Here is a 20702-nt window from a genome sequence, read left to right on the forward strand (position 1 = left end):
ACCATGGCTTCCACCACCCCGTCCATCCCCCTCGGCGAGCTGAGCGAGGAACACGAGCTGCTGCGGCAGACCGTGCGCAAGTTCGCCGAATCCGAGGTCGCGCCGCGGGCGTTCGAGATCGACCGCGAGGACGAGTTCCCGCACGATCTGTACCGGCGGATGGGCGAACTGGGCTTCCTCGGGCTCAACGTGCCCGAGGAGCACGGCGGCAGCGGAGCCGACGAGCTGAGCATGTCGATCACCCTGGAGGAGCTCGCCAGGGTCTCCGGCACGGTCGCCAACGCCTGCCTGCTCGCGAAGCTGCAGTCGGAGCTGATCGTCAAACGCGGCACACCCGAGCAGATCCGCACCTACGTGCCCCGGATCGCCGCCGGCGAGCTGATCTGCCTGATCGCGGTCACCGAGCCCGGCGCCGGGTCCGACGTCGCAAGCGTCAAGACCAGCGCGAAGCGCACCGGCTCGGGATGGAAGCTCAACGGCACCAAGGCGTTCATGACCGCCGGCGCGGTGGGCGAGCTGGCCGTCGTGCTGGCCCGCACCGATCCGGCAGCGGGCAGCAAGGGACTCACCACGTTCCTCGTGCCCAAGAGCCCCGACGGCGACCCGGCCAAGGGCTTCCTGGCCGACCACAAGGAACAGCTGATGGGCATGCGCGGCCTGGCCACGGCCGGGATCACGCTGCAGGACACGCTCGTCTCCGACGAGCACGTGCTCGGGGAACCCGGCCGCGGACTGGGCAACGCGCTGGGCTCGTTCAACAACGGCCGCATCGTGATCGCTTCGCTGGCTCTCGGCCTCGCCGCGGGAGCGCACGACGCCTCTCTGCGGTATTCGCAGGAGCGTGAGGCGTTCTCGCAGCGCATCGGCGACTTCCAAGCGGTGCAGTTCATGCTCGCCGACGCCTGCGTCGAGATCGACGCGGCGCGGCTGCTCGTCCGCCGGGCGGCCCAGCTCAAGGACGCGGGCGCGCCGTTCGCACTGCAGGCGTCCCAAGCGAAACTGTTCGCCTCCGACGTCGCGGTCCGGGTCGCGACCAACGCCGTGCAGATCCACGGCGGTTACGGCTACACCAAGGACGCCGTGGTGGAGCGGATCTACCGGGACGCGAAGCTCACCCAGATCTACGAGGGCACCAACCAGATCCAGCGGGTGATCATCGCCCGGCACCTGCTGCCGAAGGCCGGCGGGAAGTGACCGTCCACTGCGGACTGGACAACGGCGTGGCCGAGCTGGTGGTGGACAACCCGCCGCTCAACCTGCTCACGCTCGCCGTCCGCGCCGAGCTCGCGGCGCACGCCCGCCGTCTGGCGGGGGACGAGTCCTGCCGGGTGGTCGTGGTGCGTGGGGCGGGGGACCGGGCCTTCTCGGCCGGTTCCGACATCCGGGAGTTCCCCTCGGACGAGGCGCGCGGCTTCGAACGCGCCGATCTCGAACACGGCTGGTTCGCCGCGCTCGCCGAGCTTCCGCAGCCGACCATCGCCGCCGTGCACGGCCACACTCTCGGTGGCGGCCTGGAACTCGCGTTGACGTGCGATATCCGGGTGGCCGACGAACAAGCACACCTGGGCTTCCCGGAGGCGGGGCTCGGGCTGGTGCCCTGTGGCGGTGGCACCGCCCGGCTGCCGCACCTCGTCGGCGCGGCCAGGGCGCAGCTGCTGTTGCTGTCCACGGAGCGGATCACCGCCGGTCAGGCGCTGGCGTACGGGCTCGTGGACAAGGTGGCTCCGGCGGGCCGGCTGCGCGAGACGGTGGCCGAGCTGGCGGCGTCGATCGCGGCCGCACCGGGCGCCACCACCCGTGCCATCAAGGCCGCGGTCCGGACGAGCGTGACCGAAGGCGTCGACGCGGGGCTGGCCGCCGAGCGGCGTCTCGGCGGCCCGCTTTTCGCGACCGAGCGCGCGCAGCAGGCCGTGCGCGGCTTCCTGAAGGAGAAATCATGAAACCCCTGCAGATCCTGCGTGACGTCAAGATCGTCGCGTTCACCCAGTTCCTCCTGGGCCCGGCGAGCGTGCAGTACCTCAGCGACCTCGGCGCGGACGTGATCAAGGTGGAGCAACCCGGGCGGGGCGCGTACGAGCGGTCGTGGTCCGGCGGCAACACCTACGTCGAGGGGGTAAGCGCTTTCTTCCTGTTGTCGCATCGGAACGTGCGAAGCGTGACGATCGACCTGAAGTCGCCGGAGGGGCAGCGAGCCGCGCTCCGGCTCGCGTCGAGCGCCGATGTCGTGGTGGACAACTTCCGGCCGGGCGTGCTGGACCGCCTCGGCGTCGGTTACGCAAAGCTGTCGGAGCTGCGCCCTGACCTGATCTACGCCTGCGGGTCCGGCTACGGCTCCGACAGCCCTCACCGCGACCTGCCCGGGCAGGACCTGCTCCTGCAGGCGATGACCGGGCTGGCCGCGGCGACCGGCCGTGCCGGTGACCCGCCGACCCCGGCGGGCGCGGCGGTCGTCGACCAGCACGCCGCGGCTCTGCTGGCGATGGGCATCCTCGCCGCGCTGCACCACCGGCAGCGCACCGGCGAGGGCCAGCGGGTGGAGGCGACGATGGTGCAGGCGGCGCTCGACCTGCAGCTGGAGCCCGTGGTGTACCACCTCAACGGCGGCCTCGTTGAGCGCCCGGCCGAGCCGCTCGGCTCCAGTTTCCACGAGGCGCCCTACGGGGTGTACGAGACGGCCGACGAGTTCATCGCGCTGTCGCTCAGCCCGGTCGCCAAGGTCAGCGCGGCACTCGGTGATCCGGCCGAACTGCGGGAGTTCCTGGACCCGGCGGTGAAGTTCAGCCGGCGCGAACAGATCCGGAGTGCGCTCGGCCCGTTGTTGCGCAACCGCTCCGCGAAGGAGCTGCTCGCGTTGTTCCGCGAGCACGGGATCTGGTGCGCACCCGTCAACGACTACGACGCCGTCTTCGCCGACCCGGTGGTGACGCACCTGGATCCGGTGCTGGAGTTCGAGCATCCCCGGGCGGGCAAGGTGAAGATGCTCAAGCATCCCGTGCGGTTCAGCTCGGGCGAACCGGAACTGCGCACCCCGCCGCCCGAACTGGGCGAGCACACCGACGCGGTGCTGAGCGAGCTCGGCTATTCGGCCGAGGAGATCACCGAGCTCCGGGAGGCCGGCGTTGTCTGAGAGCCTGTTTTCCTTGCAGGGCAGCGTCGCCGTCGTGACCGGTGGAGCGCGCGGAATCGGGAAGGCGGCGGCGCGGGCGCTCGCCCAGCACGGGGCCGGGCTGCTACTGGTCGACCGGCTCGAGGCGGAGCTGGCCTCGACGGCGGCCGAGCTGGCCGAGGCGGGCGCCGCGGTGGACACCCTGCTCGCCGACGTCACGGCGGACGACATCGGCGAACGAGTCCGCGCCGCGGCGACCGCCGCCGGGCCGGTCACGGTGGTGGTCAACGCCGCCGGGGTGATGGTGCGGTCCGCGATCACCGAGCTCACCGTGACCGAGCTGGACACCCTGTGGCGGGTGAACGTGCGGGGGACCGTGGAGGTCACCCAGGCCCTGCTTCCCCAGCTGATCGAGCGCGGCTACGGCAAGATCATCAACGTCGGCTCGCTGGGTTCGGTCCGCGGCCTGGAACGGCGGACGGGGTACGCGACCACCAAGGGCGCGGTCGCGCAGTACACGATCAGCCTCGCCAGCGAGGCCGGTGCGTACGGGATCAGGGCGAACGTGGTGGCGCCCGGCTACGTCGCCACGGACATGGCCTCTCCGTGGATCTACGGCGACGCCGACCGCACCGAACGGCTCCGGGCCCGGATCCCGCTCGGGCAGTTCGCCACGCCCGCGGACCTGGCCGGCACGTTCGTGTTCCTCGCCGCCCCGGCGTCGGACTACGTCACCGGCCAGATCCTGCTCGTCGACGGTGGCTGGACCACCACCTGAGCCGGAGCCGGGCTTCGGTGAAGCGCCGGCCGCGGTCGGCCACGCGGCGCTCGCTCCGACCCCGTCGCTTCGACCTTTCCCGGGCACTCGACCGACGCCATGCCGGTCGCCGCCCCGGCCTGATTCAGGAGCACCACCATGGCTTTCGTGATCACCGATGCGTGCCTCGACGTCCTCGACCCCTCGTGCACCGGGGAATGCCCGGTCGGCTGCATCTACGAGGGCCTCGGTCGCCGACCGGACCCTGACCGGCACCGAGGTGGCACTCCCCGGCCGCGAGTCCCCGCTCGGCGCGCCGGCGGGGCTTCCCACCTCGGTGCCGTGGGCGCCGATACCGCCGCCGTCGCCGCATTCCCGCGCCGCTGACCCCCGAAGGAGCACCGTGACCGCCGCCCTGACCACCGGACGAGACCCGCGCACCGGCGCCGCACTGCCCGGTGGGGAACCGCTGAGCGATGACGCCGCCGTCGAGCGGATCGTCGCCGCGGCGCAGGCCGCCGCACCCGCGCTCGACGCGCTCGGCCGCAGCGGCCGCGCCAGGCTGCTGCGCGCCTTCGGCCACGCCCTGGACAACCGACGCGACGACGTCGTGGCGATCGCCGACCGGGAGACCGCGCTCGGCGCGGCCCGGCTCGGGGGAGAGCTCACCCGGACGAGCTACCAGTTCACCTTCTTCGCCGACGTCCTCGAGGAGGGCAGCTACCTCGAGGCGACCGTCGACCACGCCGGCCCCACCCCGATGGGGCCGAGGCCCGACCTGCGCCGGATGCTCGTGCCGATCGGCCCGGTCGCGGTCTTCGGCGCGAGCAACTTCCCCCTCGCCTTCTCCGTCCCCGGCGGGGACACCGCGTCGGCGCTCGCCGCGGGCAACCCGGTCGTGGTCAAGGCCCACGGCTCGCACCCGGCCACCTCCCGGCTGGTCCACGACATCCTGCGGACGGCCGCCGCCGAGGCCGGCGCTCCCGAGGGCACGATCGGCATCGTCTTCGGCCGCACGGCCGGCGAAGCCCTGGTCCGCCACCCGGCGGTGCGGGCGGTGGGCTTCACCGGATCGCTCAGCGGCGGCCGGGCGCTGCTGGATGCGATCAACGGCCGCGACGACCCGATCCCCTTCTACGGCGAGCTGTCCAGCCTCAACGCCCTGGTCGTCACCGAGGCCGCCGCGGCCGGGCGGGCGGCCGAGATCGGCGCCGGGCTGGCCGCCTCGGTGACCGGGTCCGCGGGCCAGCTGTGCACCAAGCCGGGGCTCGTCCTGATCCCGGCCGGCGCCGCCGGGGACGCCGTGGTCGCCGCGGCGGCGCAGGGACTTGAGGGCACGGAGGTCGTGCCCCTGCTCAACGAGCGCATCCACGCCTCCTACCTCGCCGACACCGGCCGGCTCCGCGCTGCCACGGGGGTGTCCGCGGTGGCCGAGGGCGACGCCGAGCGGGGTGGCTTCCGGGTGGCTCCGTTGCTGGTCTCCGTCGAGGCGAGCCGTCTGCCGGAGCAGGCGCTCGCCGAGTACTTCGGCCCGGCGACGGTGCTCGTGCGCTACCGCACCGAGGACGAGCTCACGGCCGTGATCGGGCGCCTGCCGGCCTCGCTGACCGCGTCGGTGCACCTCGGCGCCCGGGAAACCGCGCCACGGTGGATCGGCGCGCTGCGGGACAGGGCCGGACGTCTGGTGTTCAACGGCTACCCGACGGGCGTCGCGGTCAGCTGGGCCCAGCACCACGGGGGACCGTGGCCGGCCACCAACAGCCTGTTCACCTCGGTCGGGGCGACCGCGATCCGCCGGTTCCTGCGGCCGGTGACCTGGCAGGACGCCCCCGGGCAGGCACTGCCCGATGAGCTGCGCGACCACCCCGCCCGCCCGGTGCCCCGCAGGGTGGACGGCGTGCTGCGGCTACCCGGCTGACCCGGCCACGCAGGCCGGGTTCCTCAGCGGAACCGGCTCCCGCCGTCCGCCACCGGGGCGGAGACACCTGGCCCGGCCGCGCCCTCGGGTACTGCCGTCCACGAGCCGAGCGCGTCCACCGGCGGCGACGCGGGCAGGCCGGATCGAAATCGGGTCTCGATCGGCGCAGAGGTCGGCATGTGGGCGACCGGGGCCGGCTGCTCGCGGGCCAGGTCCGTCGCCTGGCTCGCCAGCTTGCGTTCCGGCTGCCGGTGAGTCCGCGATCGCGGAACTACCCTCATCGGCCATCTGGGGAAATCGGGCGCGATGGTCGATGGGTGAGTGGTCCGCCGTTCGCGCGTCGCGAGCATGACTGGCGTGAAACAGACCGGGCGACGTCGCTTGGTTCGTCGCCGCCCGGTCGGTACTTGGTTGTGGGCTCCGCGGCTCAGCTTGTGCTGCGGGTGAGTGCCCGGGCGATGACGTTGCGCTGGACTTCGCTGGTGCCTTCGCCGATCTCCAGGATCTTGGCGTCGGCGTAGAAGCGGGAGATGGTGGATTCGCGGATGAAGCCGTAGCCGCCGTGGATCTGTACGCTTTCGCTGGCCGCGCGGTTCGCCACTTCGGACGCGTACAGCTTCGCCATCGCCGCGGCGGTGCCGAAGGGGCGGCCCTGGTCGGCGAGCCAGGCGGCGTTGTAGACCAGCCAGCGGGCCGCGGCGATTTCGGTCGCCATGTCGGCGAGTTTGTGGCCCACGGCTTGGAAGCTGTGCAGCGGCCGGCCGAACTGCTCGCGTTCACCGGCGTGGCGGACGGCGAGGTCGAGGGCCTTCTGGGCGAGGGACAGCGACAGGGCGGCGACGCTGATCCGGCCACCGTCGAGGACTTCGAGGAACTGGCGGAGTCCGTTGCCTTCTTCGCCGATCATGTGGTCGTCGCCGATCCAGCAGTCGGTGAAGACCAGTTCGCGGGTGTCGAGCGCGTGCCAGCCCAGTTTTTTCAGCGGCTGGCCCTTTGCGTAGCCGTCGGTGCCGTCGGGGACGAAGAAGGTGCCGAAGCGCTTCGAGCCATTCGAGTTTTCGCCGGTGACGGCCAGGACAGTCACGCCGAGGCTCATCTCGGTGCCGGCGTTGCTGATGAACATCTTGGTGCCGTCCAGCACCCAGCCGCCGTCGACCCGGCGGGCCCGGGTCCGGATCCCCGCGGCGTCGGAGCCCGCGGTCGGTTCGGTCAGGCCGAACGCGCCGAGTGCCTCGCCCTCGGCGAGCGGGCGCAGCCAGCGTTCCTTCTGCTCGTGGGTGCCGAACGTGGCGAGCGGGAGAGCGGCGATGGTCGAGTGCGCGTTCCAGGCGGAGGCCACCGACTGGTCGGCCGCGCCGAACTCCTCCATGGCGGCGACGTAGGAGACGAACCCGGCGTCCGCGCCGCCGTACTTCTCGTCCACCAGCATGCCCATCAGCCCGAGCTCGCCGAGCCGGCGGAAAACGCCGGCCGGGAACTCGCAGCGTTCGGACCAGTCGGCGGCGAAGGGGGCGATCTCCTTGGCCGCGAAGTCCCGGCAGAGCTGCTTCAGTGCGAGGGTCTCTTCGGGCAGGTCGAAGTCCATCAGTCCTCCATGCGGTGTCGTGCGGCCCCGGGAGGCTGCGTGGGGTCGGTCGTGTTCGGCGGCATCAGGGCCGCCCGGGTTCGAGGAGGATCTTGAGGTGGTTGCCGCGATCGGCGGCCAGCTCGGCGAAGGCGTCCGCGCCCGCGGAGAGGGGGCGCACCCCGGTGAGCAACGGGGTGGCGTCGAGCCGTCCGGTGGCCATGAGGTCCAGGACGCGGGGGATGTCGTGGTTGTAGCCGAGCGAGCCGAGGATGGTGCGTTCGAACGGGACGATCTGGGTGATCGGCAGGGCCGTCTCGGCGCCGCTGATCCCGCAGAGCACGGCTCGTCCGCCGCGGCGGACGGTCGTCACCGCCAGCTGGACCAGTTCCGGGCGGCCGGTGGCTTCGACCACGACGTCGGGGCCGACCCGGCCGGTGCGCAGGAACACCTCGCGCCGCACGTCGGTGGTGGCCGGGTCGTAGACCTCGGTGGCGCCCAGTTCGGCGGCGGTGCGGGCGCGCGCGTGCACCGGCTCGCTGACGTAGATCCCAGCGGCGCCGGCGAGCTTCGCGGCCAGCAGCGCGGCGACGCCAATGGGGCCGGCGCCGAGCAGCAGCACGTTGTCGCCGGGCTGGACGGTCGTTCGCCGGATGGCGTGCAGGCCGACGGCCAGCGGCTCGGCGAGCGCGGCGAGCTGGTCGGAGACGCCGTCGGGGATCGGGACGAGGCCCTCGACGGGGACCGTGGCGTGCGAAGCGAAGCCGCCGTCGGAGGCCAGGCCGACCGAGCCGCCCTTCGCGCAGATGTGGTACTCGCCGTGCAGGCACCAGCGGCAGACGCCGCAGCGAAGGCAGGGGTCGACCGCGACGCGGGTGCCGACTTCGATCCCGGGCACGGGAGAGCCGAGCGCGACGACGGTGCCGCTCATCTCGTGCCCGAGGGTGATCGGCGGCTTCACGCCGGTGAGGGGATGGGCGCCGGTCCGGATGAGGTTGGGTCCGTGGACGAACTCGTGCAGGTCCGTGCCGCAGATCCCGCAGAACGACACGGCGATGACCGCCTGCCCTGGCTTCGGTGCTGCCGGAGCACCCACATCGTCCAGGCACAGCTTGCCCTTCGCGTGCCAGCGCAACGCCTGCACGCCGATCACCTCCGACCGCGAGTTGTTTTTTCGACCAATCGGTACAAGAATCGTCGTTCCCGGCGCGATGTCAAGAGGCCGGGCGGAAATCGATGGACGGCAAGGGCAGGAGCGCGATGACTTCCACCCGGGTGAGCGACCTGGCAACGGCTTTCGACGGTGAGCCGGACACACTGGTGGGGATGTACCGGCGGATGCGGCTGATCCGGCAGTTCGAGGACCGCGCGTCCCGGCTGTACCGGAACAACGAGATCCCCGGCTTCCTGCACCTGTCGATCGGGCAGGAGGCGTCGGCGGTCGGCGCCTGCTGGCCGCTGGACGACCGTGACGTGATCACCTCGACCCACCGCGGGCACGGGCACTGCATCGCCAAGGGGATCGACGTCGAGGGTATGTTCGCGGAGCTCATGGGCAAGGAGACCGGCACGTGCCGCGGGCGTGGCGGCTCGATGCACATCGCCGATCCGCGGCGCGGGGTGTTCGGCGCCAACGGCATCGTCGCGGCCGGCGTGCCGATCGCGGTCGGTGCCGCGACCGCCGCCCAGCTGCGCGGTGACGGCGGCGTCGCCCTGGCGTTCTTCGGCGACGGCGCCGTGGCCCAGGGCATGTTCCACGAGGCCGCCAACCTGGCCTCGGTGTGGCAGCTGCCGGTGATCTTCTTCTGCGAGAACAACAAGTACGCCGAGTTCTCCCCGATCGCGACGCAGACGCGGGCTTCGCTCGCCGACCGCGCGCCCGGCTACGCGATGGATTTCCATCAGGTCGACGGCAACGACGTCGTCGCCGTGGCCGACCTCGTCCGGCGCCTTGCCGGTGACCTGCGAGCGGGAGCCGGCCCGGTGATGGTCGAGGCCGAGACCTACCGGTGGCACGGTCACTACGAGGGCGACCCGCTGAAGTACCGGGACCCCGGCGAACTGGCCGAGTGGAAGGAACGCGATCCGCTGGTCCGGCTGGCCGCCCGGTTGCGGGAGCTGGGCGAGGACCCGGCGGTGGTCGACGCGGCCGTCGACGCCGAGATCGACGCCGCCGTGGAGAAGGCCCGCGCCGCCGCCCAGCCCGCCGAGGAGACGCTGCACCACTTCGTGGGTGTCCCGCGCGAACCGGTGCCCGAGCCGGCCGAAGCGACCGGCGAGGTCTTCCGGACGATGGATGCGGTCCACGACGCACTCGAGCACGAGCTGGAGACCGACGGCTCGGTGTTCCTGGCCGGGATCGACGTCGGCGCCGGTGGCAACGTGTTCGGCCTGACCAGGGGCCTGGCCGGGAAGTTCCCGGGCCGGGTCCGCGACACGCCGATTTCGGAAAGCGCGATCATCGGCGCGGCCGTCGGCGCGGCCATGGCGGGGCTGCGCCCGGTCGTGGAGGTCATGTACTTCGACTTCATCGGCGTCTGCCTCGACCAGCTGATGAACCAGGCGGCCAAGCTGCGGTTCATGACCGGCGGCGCGGTCAGTCTGCCGATGGTGGTCCGCACCCAGTTCGGTGCCGGGAAGTCCTCGGGCAGCCAGCACTCGCAGAGCCTCGAGGCCCTGCTCGCGCACATCCCCGGCCTGACCGTCGTGATGCCCTCGACGCCGGCGGACACCTACGGGCTGCTGCGTGCCGCGATCCGCGACCCCAACCCGGTCGTGTTCATCGAGAACCGCCTGATGTACGGGCGCAAGGGCCCGCAGCCGCCGGCGTCGCACCTGATCCCGCTGGGCAAGGCCGCGATCCGCCGGGCCGGCACCGATGTCACGCTGGTCTCGTACTCGAAGCTGGTGCACGACTGCGCCGACGTCGCCGAGGAGCTGGCCGCCGAGGGCATCAGCGTCGAGCTCATCGACCTGCGGACGATCGCGCCGCTGGACACCGAGACGGTGCTGCGCTCGCTCGCCAAGACCGGGCGGCTGGTCGTCGCGCACCAGGCGGTGGGCGAGTTCGGCGTCGGCGCGGAACTGGCCGCGGTGGCCGCCCGTGAGGGGTTCTGGACGCTGGACGCCCCGGTCATCCGGCTGGGCGCGGAGCGGACCCCGGCGCCGTACAGCCCGTCGCTGGAGCGCGTGTGGCTGCCCTCGAAGGACGCGATTGCCGCGGCGGTGCGGGAGGCTGCCGGCGCCTGAGCGGGCGTGGCCTCAGGCGGAGGAGCGGTCGCGGTAGTCCGCGAGCCGTTTCTCCAGCCCGGCCACGTCGTAGCCGCTGTTGCAGAACCCCGAGAAGAGTGTTGCGCAGTACTCGCGCGACAGGAACTCCGCGTCCCACTGGCCGTCACGATGCGCCCACTGGTAGGTGTGGTTGTGCAGGTTGAGGAACTGCAACATGGCCAGCCGGGGGTCGAGGCGGCGGAACGCCCCGGACTCCATCGCCTCGGCCAGCAGATCCAGCACGATCTTCTCGAACTCCCGGCGCTGCCGCAGCAGGCGGGCCCGGTTGGCGCCGCGCAGGTGCCGGTAGTCGTGCTCGTAGACCCAGATGTGGTCGAGCCGGGCGAGGATGTTCCCGAGCAACGTCTCCGACAGCAGCCGCAGGCGCAGCACCGGGTCCTCGTCGAGCGCGGCGATCTGCCGGGCCGCGGTCAGCAGCGGCCCCAGGACCCGGTCCTGGATCTCGACGAGCAGGTTCTCCTTCGAGCCGATGTAGTAGTACAGCGCGCCCTTGGCGAGGCCGGCGACCTGTCCCAGCTCCGCGATGCCGGTGGCGGCGTAGCCGTGTTTGGCGAACAGCGCGGCGGCCTGGTCGATGATCTCCTGGCGCTTGATCTCGTAGCCGGGCCCGTGCCCCGGTGGTCTCGGCATCGTTCCCCTCCGTCGGTGACAGGTTGTTCACTTTAGGCGGGATCACCGAACCTCGCCTTGCCCGGTCCGTGCTGCAGGAACGATGCCATGCCCGTGTCCCGGTCGGTCGTCGCGAACAGACCGGCGATCAACGAGCGCTCCAGCGCCAGCCCGCCCGCGATCGGCAGGTCGATCCCCTGGTCGACCGCCTCCTTGATGGCCTGGATCGCGAATCGGGGGCCGGCTGCGAGCTCGTGTGCGAAGCCGAGCGCTGCCTCGTAGGGATCCTCCGCGAGCCGGTCCACAATGCCCAGGTCCAGGGCTTCTTGCGCGGGTACCCGCCGCCCGGTCATCATCAGTTCCTTCGCCTTGCCTCGCCCGACCAGCCGGGTCAGGCGTTGCGTCCCGCCGGAGCCGGGGATGATCCCCAGCAGGACCTCGGGCAGCCCGAGGACGGCGTCTTCGGCGGCGATCCGGAAGTCGGCGGTGAGGGCGAGTTCCATCCCGCCGCCCAGCGCGTAGCCGGTGACGGCCGCGACGACCGGCACCGGCAGTTCGGCGAACCGCGTGAACGTCTGCTGCAACGCCCGGTTCCAGCCGGTGATGTCCTCGAAGCCGAATGCCGCGAGCTGCTTGATGTCCGCGCCCGCGGCGAAGCACCGTGGACCGCCGTAGAGCACCACGGCGTGGACTCCGGGATCGGCCTCGAGCGTGGCGGCCGCATCGGCCAGCGCGCGCTGCATCCCCGTGTCGAACGCGTTCAGTGGTGGCGCGTCCAGGCGGACGGTCGCCACGCGGTCCGCGATCTCCAGCTGTACCGGTGTCGTCATCGCCGAAGCTCCCCTTCTCACCCGGTCCGGGCTTGTCAGGCCGCAGCCGGAGACCTACAGTGCTCACCATCACGGTTTCGTAGACCGATTGGTACACGAAACTCGCCAGCGGCACAACACACCGGAGTGATGGCCCATGGATGCAGTCGAAACACCCGTCCCGGAGGGACTCGCGGTCACCCGGGAGGAAGTCACGGCGGACGAGCTGGCGGCGCTGGGCGTCGACCTCGAACGCGATTTCCCGGGTTCTTCAGCGGCCGACTTCCGCCGCTACCCCGTGCTGACCGAAGGCGGCTGGTTCACCGTCGTCAAGCACCAGAAGACGCTCGAATCGGTGAGCCGTGAACGCGGGCCGCTGCTCGGCCCGATCGTGCTGACCTCGGACGGCCTCGACGTCTACTGACCACCACTTGCGAAAGGCGGGAAGTTTCATGATCGGAGTAGACGTCGGAGGCACGTTCACGGACGTGGTGGCGATCGCGGACGGAGAGATCCGCACGGTCAAGGTGTCCACGGACGTGCGCACGACCGAACGCGGTGTGCTGCGCGGCGCCGAGGAAATCGGGGTCGCGGATTCCGCGGTCTTCAACCACGCGAGCACGCACGGCTTGAACGCGATCATCACGCGCCGGCTGCCGAAGATCGCGTTCCTGACCACGTTGGGACACCGGGACATCCTCGACATCGGCCGCACGTGGCGACCGGTGGAGGGCCTGATGAACCCGTCGTGGCGCCGCTCCTACGGCGACGCGAACCAACCTCTGGTGCCGCGTTATCTGCGGCGCGGGATCCGGGAGCGCCTCACCGCCGACGGCGGCATCCTGATCCAGCTCGACGAAGACCACGCTCGCGAGGAACTGCGGATCCTGCGTGGCTGCAACGTCGAAGGCGTCGCGATCTGCTTGATCAACGCCTACGTCAACAACCACCACGAAGAACGCCTGCGCCAGCTCGTGCACGAAGAGCTGGGCGACATCCCGGTCTCCATCTCCAGCGAAGTTTCCCCGCTGGCCAAGGAGTTCGCCCGCGCATCGACCACCGTGGTCGACGTGTTCATGCGGCTGACCTACGACGAGTACACCCGCCGGCTCGACTCCGGTCTGCAGGAGCTGGGCTTCACCGGCGACCTCAACTTCGCCGACTGCGCCGCCCAGCTGGTGCGCTCCGACGTCGCGATGGAACACCCCTTCCGCATCGTCTTCGCCGGCCCCGCGGCCGGCACCGTGTCCAGCGCCCACTTCGGCAGCCTGATCGGCGCGGGCAACCTGCTGTGCGCCGACGTGGGCGGAACTTCGTGCGACATCAGCATGGTCACCGAGGGGCGTCCGTTCGTGAACACGACGTTCGAGCTCGAGCACGACCTGATCGTGAACGCGCTGTCGAACGAGATCTCGAGCATCGGCGCCGGCGGCGGCAGTCTCGTCACGATCAACGCGGCGGGCGAGCTGAAAGTGGGCCCGGGCAGCGCCGGTGCCGACCCCGGCCCGGCCTGCTACGGACTCGGCGGGACCCAGCCCACGACCACCGACACCTGCCTGCTGATGGGCATCATCGACCCGGACGGCTTCGCCGGTGGCCGGATGAAGCTGAACCCGGACCTGTCCCGGCAGGCCTTCGACGCGCTGGACTCCAAGCTGTCGTTCGACCAGCGGGTCAGCTACGCGTTCAACATCGGTATCAACAACATTGCCGAGGGTGTCGTCAACATCGCCATCCAGCACGGCGTCGACCCGCGCGACTACAGCCTCGTCGCGTTCGGCGCGGCCGGACCGATGCTGCTGCCCGCGGTGCTCGACCTGGTGCACGCGGCCGAGGTCATCGTGCCCCCGCACCCCGGTCTGTTCTCCGCCCTCGGCCTGGTCAGCTCGGACCTGGTCTACGCCGACAGCCGCAGCGCCTACACACTGCTCACCGCCGAGGCGGCCGAACAGGTCGACAAGGTCTACCACTCGATGGAGGAGCGGCTCCGCGAACGGCTGCAGGAGAAGGACCGCGGCAACGTCACCTTCGTCCGCAGCTTCGACGGCCGCCTCGCCGGCCAGACCTGGGAGACGCCGTTCGTCGGCGTGCCCGACGGCGAGATCGACGCCGACGCGATCGCGACGATGGTCGCCAACTTCCACGACGCCTACGCGGAACGCTCCGGCAACCGCTTCGAGGCGCTGCCCGTGCAGGGTGTCACCTACCGGGTCCAGGCGGTCGTGCGGGCCGACAAGGTCGAGTACCCGACGCTGCCCGAGCGCCCGGCCGGCGAGTCCGCCGAGCCGACCCGCACCCTGCCGATCCGCTACCTCACCGACGAGGTCCTCGACGCCGGTGAGTACCAGCGCAGCGACCTGCGGGCCGGTGACCGGGTCCCCGGCCCCGCGGTGATCCGCGAACCGCTGTCCACCACGTTCCTCGTCCCCGGTCAGGTCGCGACCGTCGGGGCCCACGGCGAGCTGCGCATCCGGAAGGCGTGAACCATGACTTCTCTCAAGGACCTCGACGACGCCCAGTTCACCGAGCTCTACGGCTCCGACCGGTTCACCGCGTCGGTGCTGGCGAGCCGGATGCGGTACATCGTGCAGCACATGTGCACGGGCCTGCTGAACAACGCGTTCTCGCTCATCCTGCGCGACTGGTACGACTTCGCGGCCACGATCTCCGGCCCGCCGGAGCAGAACTACCCGATGTCGTCGGTGAGCAACAGCCTCGCGATGTTCCTCGGCACCATGTCCGAAGCCGTGCGCAACACCATCGAGGAGTACGGCCCGGAGAACCTCAACCCGGGTGACGTGGTGATCTGCAACGATCCGTACCGCGCGGGCAACCACGTCAACGACGTCTGCTTCATCCGCCCCGTCTTCCACGAGGACAAGCTGATCTCGTTCGTCACCCTGCGGGCCCACCAGCTCGACATGGGCGGCGTCGTGCCGGCCGGGTTCAGCGGTACGAAGCGCAATGTCTACGAGAACGGTCTCGTGATCGCGCCGACGCTGCTCTACCGCGACAACAAGCCGGTCAAGTCGGCGTTCAACCTGATCTTCGACAACGCCCGCTTCTGCGCGCTGCTGCTGCCGGACATCAAGACGATCTACCAGAACCTCCTGCTCGGCGAGCAGCTGATCCTGGAAAGCGTCGAGCGCTACGGCGTCGACGCCTACCTCGGCGCCGTCCGCTACGCCACCGACGTCTCGGCCGAGTCGATGCGGACCGCACTGGCCGGGCTGCCCGACGGCGTCTACGAGGCCGAGGAAGGCATCGACTGCGACGGGGTCGACGACTCGATCGAGTACCGGATCCGCCTGAAGATCACCAAGGCCGCCGACCGGATGGAACTCGACTTCAGCGGCACCTCACCGCAGGCCCGCACCAGCATCAACGCGGGCATCCTCGACACCAAGACCGCGGTCGGTGTCGCGCTGAAGTTCCTCGTCGACCCGGCCACGCCGTTCACTTCCGGGGCGTATCGGCCGATCGACATCGTGCTGCCCGCCGGCACGTTCATCAGCGCCACGCCACCGGACGGCGCTGTGTTCCTGTACTGGGAGAGCACCGGCCCGGTGCTGCTGGCGGTGTTCCGCGCACTCGAGAAGGCGCTGGGCCGCAAGGCGGTCGGTGGCGACTACGGCTCGCTGAACATCCACAACGCCAACGGCGTGCTCGCCGACGGGACCCCGTGGGTCACCACCGCCCAGTGCGGTGGCGAGCACGGGCCGTGGGGCGCGACCGAGGCCGGAGACGCCGACAGTTACTCCGTCGTCTACCAGGCCAACAACCTCGACCCGGCGACGGAAGCCATCGAGTCCGAGGTGCCCGCCGTCGTGCTGCGCAAGGAGTACGTGCCCGACAGCTCCGGCGCCGGGGAGAACCGTGGCGGCGCGGCCGTTCTCAAAGACACGCTGTACCTGACCGCGGCGGAGCACTGGTCGAGCCCGCTGCACACCAAGTCCGCCAGCGGCGTGGGCGTCTACGGCGGGCGGGCCGGTGCGCTCGGCGCGACGTGGGTGTTCGACCCGGACTACAAGAACGTGCCGAAGGACAAGGACCTCATCGGCACCGGCCCCGAGGTCTACGCCGGCTCGACGCCGGTGGCCGGGATGCTGGACCCGCGGACCAGGACGGTCGACCCCGGTGGTGAGTACTTCTACTTCGCCAGCACCCCGGTCTGGCACACCAAGCCGAACGCGGTGTTCCGCTACCTCACCAACGGTGGCGGCGGCTGGGGCTCACCGCTGCAGCGCAGCCCCGAGCGCGTCTGTCGCGACGTGCGCGACGAGTACGTGACGATCGAAGGCGCCTACCGCGACTACGGCGTCGTCATCACCGGCGACCCGCACGGCGACCCCGAAGGCCTGAAGATCGATCACGACGCGACCGCCGAGCGCCGCGCCGAGATGGCCGCGAAGTAAGGAGGATCGGGTGTCCGACAACGGAACAGATGTCGCCCGCCAGAACGCATTGCGCGACGCGTTCATCAAAGAGCGCGGCTATTGGAACCCCTTCTGGGAGGGGTTGCTGAGCCTCGATCCCGACTTCTTCGACGCCTACCGCGAGTTCTCGGCCGTGCCGTGGCGCAAGGGCGTTCTGGAACCGAAGATCAAGGAACTGATCTACACCGCGATCGACGCGTCCACGACCCACCTGTACGAGCCGGGGTTGCGCCAGCACATCCGCAACGCGCTCGGTTACGGCGCCACCAAGGAAGAGATCATGGAGGTGCTGGAACTGACGAGTGTGCTCGGCATCCACACCTGCACCCTCGGCGTGCCCGTGCTGATGGAGGAGCTGGCCGCTCACGAGCAGCAGAAGGCGACGTGACGCCCGGTGTTCTCGACCCGCGCGGCCCGGCCTCCCTGGCCGGGCAGCGTGCGGTCGTCACCGGGGCCGCGCGCGGGATCGGCAGCCGGGTTGCCGTCGAACTCGCCCTCGCCGGAGCCCACGTCACGGCGCTGGACCGGCACGACCCGGCCGGCACCGTCGCCGAAATCACCGAGCTCGGCGGCAGCGCGGCCGGCCTGCAGGCCGACATCACCGATCGCGAAGCCATCGCCACCGCGATGGCCGAGGCCGCCGGGCCACCGCGGCGGCTCGACGCGCTGGTGACCTGCGCCGCGGTCTACGGCGAGACCGTCGCGCTGGACGAGCTGTCCGAGTCCGAAGTGGACCTCGTGCTCGGCGTGAACATCAAGGGCACACTGTGGTGCATCAATGGTGCGCTGCCGTTCCTGCGAGGGCACGATTCGCGAGTGGTGTGCATCGGCTCGGTGGCGGGCAAAGTCGGGGGCGTGCTGGCCGGGCCGCACTACGTGGCCAGCAAGGGCGCCGTGCACGCGGTCGTGAAGTGGCTCGCCAAGACCGAAGCCGGCAACGGAATCCTGGCCAACGCCGTCGCCCCCGGCGTCGTCGACACCGAGATGATCCGCGGCAAGGGGTATTCCGACGACTACAACCCGCTGGGCCGGCTGGCCCGGCCCGAGGAGATCGCCCGGGTGGCGGCCTTCCTCGCCTCGCCGGCGGCCAGTTACATGACCGGCGCGGTCGTGGACGTCAACGGTGGCTATGCGATGGGCTGAGGCCCGAAGAACAGGAGGTCTGCAGTGGATACAGCGGGATGCGCGGTCGTCACCGGCGCGGGTTCCGGAATCGGCCGCGCCTGCGCCATGCGGCTCTCGGAGTCCGGACTCGCCCTCGCCCTGCTCGACGCCAACGGCGAAGCCGCGGAGAAGACGGCGGCCGAATTGCCCGCCGCGGCCGCGTTCGGCGTCGACGTCACCGACGAGACCCAGGTCGCCGACGCGGTGCGCGAGGCCGCCCAGCGGTTCGGAGCGCCGAAGGTGCTCGTCAACGCGGCGGGGATCATCGTCCGCAAGACGCTGCTGGAGTCGAGCGTCGAGGAGTGGCGACGGGTGCTGGACGTCAACCTCACCGGCTACTTCATCCTGCTCCGGCAGGTGGTCCCGCTGATGGCAGCCGGTGGCGGCGGAAGCATCGTCCAGATCGCCTCGATCGCCGGGCACACCGGCTACGGGTTCTCGTCCTACACCGCCGCAAAGGGCGGTGTGCTCGCCCTGACCCGCCAGCTCGCGGCGGAACTGGCGAAGGACGGCATCCGGATCAACTCCGTGAGCCCGGGCGTCGTCCACAGCGGACTCAACCGCGACACGCTGTCGAACAGCGCGATCCACGCGGCCACCGTGGCCAACACGCCGCTCGGCCGCATCGGCGAGCCCGACGACATCGCCCGTGCGGTCGCCTTCCTCGCGAGCCCCGACGCCGGCTACGTCACCGGCACCGACCTGGTCGCCGACGGCGGCATGATCAGCACGATCCACTGGGGCCCGGCCGGGGACGAGCTGCACAGCTTCCACGCCCAGGAGCGCTGATGGCGAACTTCGCGACGATCCTCGACCACAACACCGGCCGCGACCCGGGCCGGACCGTGCTCAGACAGGGCGAGCGCAAGCTCACCAACCGCGAGCTGCTCGACCGCGTCGACGCGGTCGCCGCCGGCCTCGCCGGACTCGGTGTCGGCCGCGGCGACGTCGTCGCCATCCTGCTCTACAACCACCTGGAGTTCCTCGAGACCGCGTTCGCGGTCAACCGGGTCGGTGCCGCGTTCCTGCCGCTGAACTATCGGCTCTCCCCAGAGGAGTGGCGCTACATCATCGACCACTCCGGCGCCGTGGCGCTGCTGACCGAGCCGGAGTTCCGGCCCGCGATCGAGCAGCTCGCCTTGCCGGCGTTGAAGCACCGGCTGCTGCTGGACGGCGCTGCCGACGGGTGGACGGGCTACGCCGATCTGCTGGCGGCCAACGAAGGGAAGTCCGTCGTTCCCGTGCCGGTCGCCCCGGACGAGCTGCAGCGGCTGATGTACACCTCCGGGACGACCTCCCGCCCCAAGGGCGTGCGGATCACGCACGGCAATCTGGCGTGGAAGAACCTGGCGCACATCGTCGAGTTCGGCATCACCGCCGCCGACACGACGCTCGTGTGCGGGCCGCTTTACCACGTCGGCGGGTTCGACCTGCCCGGCGTCGGGACACTGCACGCCGGGGGTTCGCTCACGGTGCTCCGCAAGTTCGACGCGGCGGAGGTCGTGGCGGCCATCGAACGCGAGCGCCCGACGAACATCTGGCTGGCCCCGGCGATGATGAACGCGATCCTGCAGCTGCCGGACCTGGCCGGGCGGGACACGTCCTCGATCCGGTTCATCATCGGTGGCGGTGAGAAGATGCCCGTCCCGCTGGTCGAACGGATCCTCGCCGCGTTCCCGAACGCGTGGTTCGCCGACGCCTACGGGCTCACCGAGACCGTCTCGGGCGACACGTTCAACGACTACGAGCACATGCTGGCCAAGGTCGGCTCCGTCGGGCGCCCCGTCGTCCACCTCGAAGTCCGCATCGTCGACGAGACCGGCACGTCCGTCGGACCGAACGAGCTGGGTGAGATCACTCTCCGCGGCCCCAAGGTCAGCACCGGGTACTGGCACGACGACGAGGCCACCGCCAAGGCCTTCCGCGACGGCTGGTTCCACACCGGCGACATCGGCCGCGTCGACGAGGACGGCTACCTCTACGTGGAAGACCGCAAGAAGGACATGATCGTCTCCGGCGGCGAGAACATCGCCACCCCCGAAGTCGAACGCGTCCTCTACGAGCACCCGGACGTCGTCGAGGCCGCCGTCGTCGGCATGGGACACCCGCGGTGGGGCGAAGTCCCGCAGGCGTTCGTGGTCCTGCGCCCCGGCGCCCCGGCCGATCGCACCGCGTTGATCGAGTTCTGCCGGGCCCGGCTCGCCAAGTTCAAAGTCCCCGCCGACCTGGTGTTCCTCGACGCGCTGCCCCGAACACCGTCCGGCAAGGTGCTGAAACGGAACCTGCGCTCATGACCGCGTTCGACCTCACCGGAAAAGTCGCCTGGATCACCGGCGCCGGCAAGGGCCTCGGCCGGGCCGTCGCGGAAGCTCTCGCCGGGGCCGGCGCGACCCTCGCCGTCACTTCCCGCACCCGCGAGGACCTCGACCGGCTCGCCGCCGACCTCGGTTCGGCGTTGGTGCTGCCGGGCTCGGTGTCCGAGCCCGCCTTCGCCGAAAGCTGTGTGGAGGCGATCGTCGGACGCTTCGGCCGGCTCGACGTGGCCGTCACCGCCGCGGGCATCAGCCCGACGTTCCGGCGCAGCGAGAACAGCGCCGACCGCGACTGGGCCCAGGTACTCGACGTGAATCTCTCCGGCACCTACTACTGCGCGCGGGCCGCCGGACGTCACATGCTCGAGCAAGGCTCCGGTTCCATCATCACCGTCTCGTCGGTGCACGCACGAACCGGGTTCGACCGGATCGCCGCCTACGCCGCCAGCAAGGGCGGCGTCGAGGCGCTCAGCCGCGTCCTCGCCGTCGAATGGGCGCCCCGCGGCGTGCGGGTGAACGTGCTCGCCCCGGGGTACTTCCACACCGATCTGTCCGAAGGACTGGTGACGAGCAAGTGGGGCCAGCGGATCCTGGCCCGCATCCCGCAGAACCGGGTCGCGAACCCGCCGGAGCTCGGCGGCGCCGCGGTCTACCTGGCCTCGGACGCCGCCGCCTACACCACCGGGAGCACTCTCACCGTCGATGGCGGCTGGACCGCCTGAGAAGTCCGCGAACG

20 protein-coding genes are annotated in these 20702 nt (G+C 70.9%); 15 read left to right on the top strand and 5 right to left on the bottom strand.

The genetic code is table 11. The annotated features are described in order from the left end of the window. The first annotated feature begins 3 nt into the window (after positions 1-3). The 6 genes from ATK30_RS30675 (at position 4) to ATK30_RS30700 (ending at position 5781) form a co-directional block, all read left to right on the top strand. Complete coding sequence (locus tag ATK30_RS30675; RefSeq protein WP_101438449.1) at positions 4-1194, top strand: acyl-CoA dehydrogenase family protein; 1191 nt, start codon at positions 4-6, stop codon at positions 1192-1194. Further along, a complete protein-coding gene (locus ATK30_RS30680; RefSeq protein ID WP_101438450.1) occupies positions 1191-1940 on the top strand; it encodes an enoyl-CoA hydratase/isomerase family protein in 750 nt (249 codons plus the stop codon). The genes ATK30_RS30675 and ATK30_RS30680 overlap by 4 nt, the downstream gene beginning before the upstream one ends. Beyond that, positions 1937-3127: a CaiB/BaiF CoA transferase family protein gene (locus tag ATK30_RS30685; RefSeq protein ID WP_220817791.1), complete on the top strand. Its 1191-nt coding sequence runs from the start codon at positions 1937-1939 to the stop codon at positions 3125-3127. Before ATK30_RS30680 ends, ATK30_RS30685 begins: the two co-directional genes overlap by 4 nt. Further along, positions 3120-3884, top strand: a complete 765-nt coding sequence (locus tag ATK30_RS30690; protein WP_158242516.1) for an SDR family NAD(P)-dependent oxidoreductase — start codon at positions 3120-3122, stop codon at positions 3882-3884. The genes ATK30_RS30685 and ATK30_RS30690 overlap by 8 nt, the downstream gene beginning before the upstream one ends. 138 nt (positions 3885-4022) lie before the next feature. Beyond that, positions 4023-4250: a hypothetical protein gene (locus ATK30_RS45725; protein ID WP_183126016.1), complete on the top strand. Its 228-nt coding sequence runs from the start codon at positions 4023-4025 to the stop codon at positions 4248-4250. Between the two features lie 16 nt (positions 4251-4266). Continuing rightward, positions 4267-5781, top strand: coding sequence for an aldehyde dehydrogenase family protein (locus ATK30_RS30700; protein ID WP_101438452.1), 1515 nt, complete (start codon positions 4267-4269; stop codon positions 5779-5781). 23 nt (positions 5782-5804) lie between these two features. On the opposite strand, the gene ATK30_RS44785 is transcribed toward ATK30_RS30700, so the two are convergent. The 3 genes from ATK30_RS44785 to ATK30_RS30710 form a co-directional block, all read right to left on the bottom strand. Further along, positions 5805-6062: a hypothetical protein gene (locus ATK30_RS44785; RefSeq protein ID WP_143271451.1), complete on the bottom strand. Its 258-nt coding sequence runs from the start codon at positions 6060-6062 to the stop codon at positions 5805-5807. 146 nt (positions 6063-6208) lie between these two features. Further along, positions 6209-7366, bottom strand: a complete 1158-nt coding sequence (locus tag ATK30_RS30705; protein WP_101438453.1) for an acyl-CoA dehydrogenase family protein — start codon at positions 7364-7366, stop codon at positions 6209-6211. A gap of 64 nt (positions 7367-7430) precedes the next feature. Continuing rightward, complete coding sequence (locus ATK30_RS30710) at positions 7431-8489, bottom strand: alcohol dehydrogenase catalytic domain-containing protein (protein ID WP_244194784.1); 1059 nt, start codon at positions 8487-8489, stop codon at positions 7431-7433. A gap of 116 nt (positions 8490-8605) precedes the next feature. On the opposite strand from ATK30_RS30710, the gene ATK30_RS30715 reads away from it, so the two are divergent. Then, positions 8606-10594 (top strand): alpha-ketoacid dehydrogenase subunit alpha/beta, encoded by a 1989-nt coding sequence (locus tag ATK30_RS30715; protein ID WP_101441159.1) that lies wholly within the window; start codon positions 8606-8608, stop codon positions 10592-10594. Between the two features lie 12 nt (positions 10595-10606). On the opposite strand, the gene ATK30_RS30720 is transcribed toward ATK30_RS30715, so the two are convergent. Both ATK30_RS30720 and ATK30_RS30725 read right to left on the bottom strand, forming a co-directional pair. Continuing rightward, entirely contained in the window at positions 10607-11266 is a 660-nt protein-coding gene (locus ATK30_RS30720) for a TetR/AcrR family transcriptional regulator (RefSeq protein ID WP_101438454.1), read from the bottom strand. A 32-nt stretch (positions 11267-11298) separates the two neighbouring features. Next, the gene (locus ATK30_RS30725; protein ID WP_101438455.1) at positions 11299-12075 is read right to left on the bottom strand and encodes an enoyl-CoA hydratase/isomerase family protein; all 777 of its coding nucleotides are present in this window, start codon (positions 12073-12075) and stop codon (positions 11299-11301) included. Between the two features lie 136 nt (positions 12076-12211). Between ATK30_RS30725 and ATK30_RS30730 the strand changes: the two genes are divergently transcribed. From ATK30_RS30730 to ATK30_RS30765, 8 genes are read left to right on the top strand one after another with little or no spacing between them, the layout of a single operon-like run. After that, the gene (locus ATK30_RS30730) at positions 12212-12478 is read left to right on the top strand and encodes a hypothetical protein (RefSeq protein WP_101438456.1); all 267 of its coding nucleotides are present in this window, start codon (positions 12212-12214) and stop codon (positions 12476-12478) included. A 28-nt stretch (positions 12479-12506) separates the two neighbouring features. After that, a complete protein-coding gene (locus tag ATK30_RS30735) occupies positions 12507-14537 on the top strand; it encodes a hydantoinase/oxoprolinase family protein (protein WP_101438457.1) in 2031 nt (676 codons plus the stop codon). A 3-nt stretch (positions 14538-14540) separates the two neighbouring features. Then, complete coding sequence (locus ATK30_RS30740; protein WP_101438458.1) at positions 14541-16469, top strand: hydantoinase B/oxoprolinase family protein; 1929 nt, start codon at positions 14541-14543, stop codon at positions 16467-16469. Between the two features lie 10 nt (positions 16470-16479). Continuing rightward, complete coding sequence (locus ATK30_RS30745; RefSeq protein WP_101438459.1) at positions 16480-16878, top strand: carboxymuconolactone decarboxylase family protein; 399 nt, start codon at positions 16480-16482, stop codon at positions 16876-16878. After that, positions 16875-17633 carry an SDR family NAD(P)-dependent oxidoreductase gene (locus tag ATK30_RS30750; RefSeq protein ID WP_244194785.1) on the top strand — a complete coding sequence of 253 codons (759 nt, stop codon included), beginning with the start codon at positions 16875-16877 and terminating at the stop codon, positions 17631-17633. The genes ATK30_RS30745 and ATK30_RS30750 overlap by 4 nt, the downstream gene beginning before the upstream one ends. A gap of 24 nt (positions 17634-17657) precedes the next feature. Continuing rightward, positions 17658-18443 (top strand): SDR family NAD(P)-dependent oxidoreductase, encoded by a 786-nt coding sequence (locus ATK30_RS30755; RefSeq protein WP_101438460.1) that lies wholly within the window; start codon positions 17658-17660, stop codon positions 18441-18443. Further along, a complete protein-coding gene (locus ATK30_RS30760) occupies positions 18443-19948 on the top strand; it encodes an acyl-CoA synthetase (RefSeq protein WP_101438461.1) in 1506 nt (501 codons plus the stop codon). The genes ATK30_RS30755 and ATK30_RS30760 overlap by 1 nt, the downstream gene beginning before the upstream one ends. Then, on the top strand, positions 19945-20688 hold the full coding sequence (locus ATK30_RS30765; protein ID WP_101438462.1) for an SDR family NAD(P)-dependent oxidoreductase: 744 nt from the start codon (positions 19945-19947) through the stop codon (positions 20686-20688). Before ATK30_RS30760 ends, ATK30_RS30765 begins: the two co-directional genes overlap by 4 nt. Positions 20689-20702: the final 14 nt, after the last annotated feature.

The organism is Amycolatopsis echigonensis (assembly GCF_002846615.1).
GTDB classification, from domain to species: Bacteria; Actinomycetota; Actinomycetes; order Mycobacteriales; family Pseudonocardiaceae; genus Amycolatopsis; species Amycolatopsis echigonensis.